Source organism: Rhodococcus sp. EPR-134, from assembly GCF_001647205.1.
Lineage (GTDB): Bacteria > Actinomycetota > Actinomycetes > Mycobacteriales > Mycobacteriaceae > Rhodococcus_F > Rhodococcus_F qingshengii.
In genome coordinates, this window is sequence record NZ_LVCT01000748.1 from 1 (window position 1) to 6,965 (window position 6,965).

General features: G+C 61.7%; 4 protein-coding genes and 1 pseudogene. 4 read left to right on the forward strand and 1 reads right to left on the reverse strand.

Annotated features, from left to right (window positions below; translation table 11 throughout):
* The 3 genes from A2J01_RS32050 to A2J01_RS32060 all read left to right on the forward strand — a co-directional run.
* On the forward strand, positions 1-3,283 hold a 3,283-nt coding region (locus A2J01_RS32050; RefSeq protein WP_156519470.1), incomplete at its 5' end, for a non-ribosomal peptide synthetase.
* A gap of 110 nt (positions 3,284-3,393) precedes the next feature.
* Positions 3,394-4,569: a lipase family protein gene (locus tag A2J01_RS32055; protein WP_054827626.1), complete on the forward strand. Its 1,176-nt coding sequence runs from the start codon at positions 3,394-3,396 to the stop codon at positions 4,567-4,569.
* A 73-nt stretch (positions 4,570-4,642) separates the two neighbouring features.
* Complete coding sequence (locus A2J01_RS32060; RefSeq protein ID WP_064114329.1) at positions 4,643-5,116, forward strand: DUF5709 domain-containing protein; 474 nt, start codon at positions 4,643-4,645, stop codon at positions 5,114-5,116.
* Here the strand turns inward: A2J01_RS32060 and A2J01_RS32065 are convergent.
* On the reverse strand, positions 5,105-6,427 hold the full coding sequence (locus A2J01_RS32065; RefSeq protein WP_231916181.1) for a GGDEF domain-containing protein: 1,323 nt from the start codon (positions 6,425-6,427) through the stop codon (positions 5,105-5,107). The genes A2J01_RS32060 and A2J01_RS32065 overlap by 12 nt on opposite strands.
* A gap of 330 nt (positions 6,428-6,757) precedes the next feature.
* Here A2J01_RS32065 and A2J01_RS37145 point away from each other — a divergent pair.
* Positions 6,758-6,965 (forward strand): annotated as a pseudogene (locus A2J01_RS37145) (hypothetical protein); the annotation flags it as partial.

The window sequence follows — 6,965 nt, forward strand, 5'->3', positions numbered from 1 at the left end:
CCCGCGACCCGTGCAACAGACCTTCCACGGTGACCGATTCACCTTCGACATCGACGCGAACACCCACCGCGCCCTCGCGGACCTCACCAGGGCAAACGGTGTCACGATGTTCATGGCGCTGCACGGCGCGCTCGCAGTGCTGATGTCCAAGTTGTCGGGCGCCGACGAAGTCACCATCGGCACACCGATCGCCGGCCGAGGTCAGGCAGCGCTCGACCATCTCGTCGGAATGTTCGTCAACACACTGGTCCTGCGAACCAGCGTCGATCCCGACATCACGTTTGCCGACCTGTTGGAGCACGTCCGGGAAATCGACCTGGCCGCATTCCAGAACTCGGACCTGCCATTCGAACGGCTCGTCGACGTCATCAACCCAACCAGATCCACGTCGTACTCACCGTTGTTCCAGGTCGCCCTCGAACTTCAGAACAACGAACCCGCACATTTCCACCTACCCGGCCTCGACATCGACGGACTGACCGTGGAAACCAAATTCGCGAAGGAGGACCTGGAGCTGATCGTCGACGAGAAGTTCGACGAGTTCGGCATCCCGGCTGGGATGTCCGCAGCCTTCGACTTCGCAACCGATCTCTTCGAACCCGCCACCATTCGTCGGTTTGCCGACCGACTGCGCCTGATCCTGGACGCTGTCGGACGCGAACCCGCAACACGTATCGCCGACATCGGCATCCTCGGCGCCGACGAAACAGCTGCCCTGGTGCCGGCATCCGGTGCCGCCGCGACTCGAGCGCGGGTGTGGCCGGAGATCCTCGCCGAAGCAGTCGCCTCGAACCCGGATGCCCCAGCCCTCTCGAGTCGCGAGAGGTCGATGACCTACCGCGAGCTCGACGAGGAATCGACGAAGCTGGCGCGCGCGCTGTGTCGGCGCGGCGTCGGTCCCGAAGATTTTGTGGCGCTGGGTCTGCCGCGGTCCACCGCGGAGATCGTCGCGATCTGGGCGGTCACGAAAACCGGTGCAGCATTCTTGCCGGTCGACCCGAACTATCCCGACGATCGCATCAACCACATGCTCGACGATTCGCGGGCCGTACTCGGCATCACCGACGACGCTCACCGCAGTCAACTTCCCGACACGGTCGAGTGGATGGTCCTCGATGAAGCCGAGACCGTCGACGAGATCGACGCCCAGAGCGCAGCCGCGATCACCGATCGCGACCGCACGATCCCCTTGCATCACGGGCATCCCGCGTACCTGATCTACACCTCGGGTTCAACCGGGAAGCCGAAGGGCGTCATCGTCACCCACCTCGGGTTGTCAAACCTCAATGCCGAGGAACATCAGAGATTCAACGTCCAGCCCTATTCGCGGATCTCTCACCTGGCATCACCGAGCTTCGACGCCTCGGTCTTCGAACTCATGATGGCGTTCGGCAGCGGAGCGTGCCTGGTCGTCATCCCACCGACGGTCTTCGGCGGATCCGAGTTGGCCGAAATCTTTGCCGACGAACACGTCTCACACGCGTTCATCACTCCGACCGCGCTCAGCTCGATCGAAAGCTCCGCGCTACCCGAACTCCGCGTACTCGCAGTCGGTGGCGAAGCCTGCCCACCCGAACTCGTGGACATCTGGGGCCGCGACCGTCGCATGTTCAACGGATACGGACCCACCGAATCCACCATCCAGGCCAGCGTCAGTGAACCCATGCGGCCGGGCAAGGACATCAACATCGGACGACCGGCCATCGGCTTCGCCGGACTGGTCCTCGACGGGCACCTCAAGCCCGTGCCGGTGGGAGTCATCGGGGAGCTGTACGTGACCGGCCCCGGACTCGCCCGCGGATACCACAATCGTCCCGACCTTACCGCCGACCGATTTGTCGCCGATCCGTTCGGCGAACCAGGCCAGCGGATGTACCGCACGGGCGACCTGGTGCGCTGGCGCTCCGACAGCACCCTCGAATACCTGGGCCGCAGCGACTTCCAGATCAAGGTCCGCGGATTCCGCATCGAGCTCGGCGAAATCGACTCTGTCCTGATGGCACACCCATCCGTCTACTTCGCCGCCACACTCGGGCACGAAGCGCCGTCGGGGGAGACGATGATCGCCTCCTACATCCAGCCCGTGGAAGGACAGACCGTCGACGACTGGGAGCTTCGCCGCCATCTGTCTTCTCGCCTGCCCGCGCACATGGTTCCCGGCGCGATCGTCGTCGTCGACCGCATTCCGGTGACACCGGTCGGCAAGCTGGACCGCAAGGCACTGCCGACCCCGAGCTTCGAGCGACGCACGGTCCCGTACGCACCGCCGACAAACAACACCGAACGAACGGTCGTCGACATCTTCGAGACCGTGCTCGGGCACGAGCACATCGGCGTCGACGACGACTTCTTCGAACTGGGCGGAACGTCGATCGTGGCCACTCGCATCACCATCGAACTCGAGAAGCGTCTCGGGATGCGAGTGCCGTTGCAATCGCTTTTCCTGGACCCGACACCTGCCGGAGTCGCCCGGGCTGCCGACGGAATGGACGCACACTCGCCGGACGATTCGTCGGATCTTCTCGCCCCGATGATCACGCTGCGCGCCGGATCCGATCGTGCACCACTGTTCTTCGTCCATCCGGGTATCGGATTGTCCTGGGGTTACGCAGAATTCGTCAAGCATCTCGAGCTGGATCAACCCGTCTACGGTCTTCAGCTACCGTCCCTGAGCGGCGGGCCCAGCTTCGACTCGCTGACCGAACTCGCCGACGACTACGCGAATCGCATTGCAGCCGTGGCATCGACCGGCCCGATCCATCTGGCCGGCTGGTCGCTCGGCGGCGTGATCGCACACGCCGTGGCACACAGCCTCACTCGGAGCGGACGTGACGTGACTCTGTCGATACTCGACAGCTATCCGTCGTCGGATTCCGATCAGCCCGCAGAACTCTCGGTCTCCGAACTACTGGCCGGGCTCGCGATGCCGGCGGGATCCAAGACGGTCGAGACCTTCGAAGAAGCGGCGGAATTGCTGGAGCAGACCCTGGGTGCCGGAATCGGAATCGAAGCGGAGCATCTGGCGCGGATCAGTCGCGGTTACTCCCACTCCGTCGAATTGACGAATCGGCACCAACCGCCTGTCCACGTTGGAGCCATCGAGTTCTTCGTAGCCGGAAGATCTACGGAGAACGGACACGATGTCGCCGAATGGCGAAGGTTTGTAGAAGGGGACATCCGAGTCACCGAAGTCGATTGCGAACACAACCAGATGATCGAACCGGGTCCGGCGGCAACCATAGCTGTACGATTGCGAGAAGTTATCGCTCAGTGGGGTGTCTGAACCAGGTTCGACATGGGTATGAGTGAAACACACAGGGTGATGGACCCCGGGTGGGTCCGGACGAGGGGAAAACGTTGAAACTGCGAACCACACGCGTGTTTACCGGATCGATGCTGACTGCCGCTGCACTGACTGCCGCACTGCTCTCCGGGGGGACTGCACAGGCCGATCCCGCATATCCGGCACCGGACCCGGACCCGTTCTACTCGCAAGCAGCTGCCGAGGGGACCGCCGGCACGCCGATCTCCGTGCGCCGGGCCCCTGACCTGATGACCTTTCCCGGCGTCGCGATCTGGCAGGTCAGTTACAGGTCCACGAACTCAGAGAACAAGCCTATTGCCGCGGTCAGCACGATCCTGGTCCCGCCGAATCAAGCACAAGACGGCCCGTTGCTCTCGTATCAGCACATCGTCAATGCACTCGGTACGGGATGTGCGCCATCTCGCGCGCTTTACGCATCGGATCCCAACATCGTCATCCGTGAAGCGCCCATCCTCAACGTCGCGCTGCAACGTGGATGGACCATTGCCCTTCCCGACCATCTCGGACCCAACAGTGCGTACGGCGCCGCGCGCCTGGGCGGACAGATCACGCTCGACGGTATCCGCGCCGTTCAGAAAGTCCCCGAATTGCGTAGTGGCGCCAGCCCTGTAGGTATTGCCGGCTACTCCGGCGGCGGCATGGCCACCGCGTGGGCGGCCGCACTGGCCCCGAGCTACGCACCCGAGGTCAACCTTGTCGGTGTAGCCGAGGGCGGCGTCCCGATGAATCTGTCCAAGATGGCAAACGGCCTCGGACAGGATCCGCACCCGGCATTCGGCCTCGCCTTCGCCGCAGCAATGGGCCTCGAACGCGAGTATCCCGACCTACTGCCGCTGAGCAACCAACTCAACGACCTCGGACGGTCGATGCGGGCCGAACTCACCAACGCGTGCACCAACGACATCCTCAGGGTCGGTGCCGGGCGCAGTGCCTCTCAGGTGTCGACGTCGACATCCTTGCTGTCCAGCCCTGAAGTGCGAAAGGTGATGGACGACAACAGCGTCGAACTCTATCCCGGTGTGCCGACTGCCCCGGTGTTCGAATGGCACACGCCCGACGACGTTCTGATCCCCATCGATTCGGTGGTCAACACGATTTCGCGGTACTGCGCCGCCGGAGCCACGATTCAATCCCAACTGTTCCCCAGCCCGGACCACCTCACCACTGCGGTCCTCGGTCTGCCCACCGCATTCGAGTACCTACAGGACCGATTCGACGGAGTGCCGGCCCCGCGTTCGTGCTGAATGTCTCCGGAGTGACGTATCGAGCAGGCGCGGCACATGGCCAACTCGGTGTGCCCGTGGCATCGTTGATCGTATGAGCGACACGGATGACACCGGCGCGGCCGGCAATGGCGATTACAGTCTCGATCCCGACGACCAGCTTCAACCTGAAGACACTCTGATCGATCGAGGCGTCGACGACATTCTCGACGAGGGAATCTCACCACCGGAACGCCCACTGGGACTTGATGCCCACGGGTTGACCGGCAGCGAGGAATCAGCGGGGGAGACCCTCGACGAGCGCCTGACCGAAGAAGAACCCGATCCGTACGCGTCGCTCGGAGATCCTTTGAAGGATCCCGCCGATGCCGACGAATTCGAACGGGAAGAAGAATTCCCGAACGGTGACGAAGTGGGTAACCGTCGGGTCGGGCGTCTCGTTGCCGAAGACGAGGGCAGATACGAGGACGAGGAAAGTGAACTCATTGCCGGAGACGTCGGAATCGACGGCGGCGCAGCGTCGGCAGAGGAAGCCGCGATGCATCTGATCGACGATTCAGAGGACTGAACGACCGCCTGACTGTTGTGGCTGTTGTAGCTGTTGATCGGTGAGAACGATGGAGTGGACGTGATTTCCACCCATTCTCTTGCTTTCGTACATCGCCGAATCGGCGAGGCGATGTAGATCGTGAACGCCACTTTCTGCTGCTTGTACGTCCGGCCAGGCGCCGTTGTGGATGGCTATGCCGATGCTGGTCGTCGAGATTGGTTCGCCTGTAGGGGAGTTCATGATGGGCGCGATCCGGGCCAGTAGATCGCCGACGTACGGCAACGGCATCATCTGAACGACGACGAACTCGTCACCGCCGATGCGCGCTATCGCCGCGTCCGATCTGGCCCAGTCGTGTAGTCGATAGGCCGTGCGCAGTATGACTCGGTCGCCGACGTCGTGACCGTAGGTGTCGTTGAAGTGTTTGAAATTGTCGATGTCGATCACCACCACCAGCAAAGACTGGTCGAGGCTGGATTTCGCTTGCAGTAGTTCGGAAGTCCGCCGTGCGAGTCCGCGCCGATTCAGCAGGTCCGTCAACGGATCGAGTTCTGAGCTTTGAGCGTCGTTGCTCAGGAGCGCCAGAGCAATCTGCGTGACCACCGGTATGACAGTGATGACAGGAATGGCAAAGGCAATGCGCCCCAGGACGTCTGGAAGGCCAGAAGGTACATCGGTGAACACGCCGATGCTGGCAACAACGATGACCGCCCCGGAAAACAGCAGGTGCCACAGCTGAGTTCGAAGATTGTGAAAGAAGGCTATGTACGAGCCGACGAGCCCGAAGACGAGACATCCGAGCAATCTCTGATCCGGATTCGCCTCAGCCAGCACGATCACCGCAACGGCGAAGTCCCCGGCAACGACGAAGAAATACGACCTTTCACGGGTGGTCGCTACGACAGGCAGGGCAATTCCGCCGATCATCACAAGCACTGCGACGACGACGTCCAACGGAAATCCGATGGTCTGTACCGAATGAGTGCCCAGTCGCTTCAGCAGAATCGTGATACCCAGGAGGAAAACCAATACGCCGATGCCTATCCGAGTCGGCATCAGAATTCCGTTGTCGCGCAAGAATCGCGTGAATCGGTCAAACTGGTCTGGCACTGCGAGCCAGCGATGCACGACCTTGGGTGTGTCGCTCATCGCGGCCACTGACCATGAGAAGCGGCCGGTCGAATACAACACATGCGGCGATAGTAGTCCGTGGCGATGACAATGGAACTGAACTCGCCTCCAGCCTGTCAACCGTAATACGTCACAGTGACGAATTGAGGTGGGGTAGCCGGAAGTCGGTGAGACGTGTTTATCGACATCAATCCACATCAGAGCACTTATTGGTCGTTCCTGACGTCCAGGTCGCGCGGCGTAGCCGCAGTCGCCGGCGAGGCCAGGCGGTGATCGGTAGCAATTCAGCCGGCGATCGCGGAGTCGCAATGGTCGAGTCGTGCAAGCCTGTCGCAGATCTCGGACGGAAACGCAGGAAAGCCGGCAAATGTACCGGCAGACAGACATGGGTGGGCGGAAACAAAGAAGGTTGCACGAACCAGGCGTGAACCGGATATCGCCAGGTCGAGAATTTGCCGATAATCTACATTATGTCAAGTAATGGATATTCGAACGTCCCCCGTCAGCTTGTCCGCTAGCTTTACCCACATGGATTCCGTTGCACTCGTCCTCGGTTCACCACGTGGCCGTCGCTTCTGTGCGAACGTCGGTTACGCATGCCGCGCCGGCGCACGCACATCCGGTGGACACTGGCCTCAATCGCCGGAACATGCGCTCCAAGTTCTCGGCGCTGTTGATATCCGGGCAATCGGCGAGATGTCCGAACTCGAGATTCTGCACTGTCTTGCGTATGCCG

Bases quoted from the DNA above. Each gene is read 5' to 3' on its own strand.
- A2J01_RS32055 (WP_054827626.1), top strand. From the start codon at position 3,394: ATGCTGACTGCCGCTGCACTGACTGCCGCACTGCTCTCCGGGGGGACT.
- A2J01_RS32060 (WP_064114329.1), top strand. From the start codon at position 4,643: ATGAGCGACACGGATGACACCGGCGCGGCCGGCAATGGCGATTACAGT.
- A2J01_RS32065 (WP_231916181.1), bottom strand. From the start codon at position 6,427: ATGTGGATTGATGTCGATAAACACGTCTCACCGACTTCCGGCTACCCC.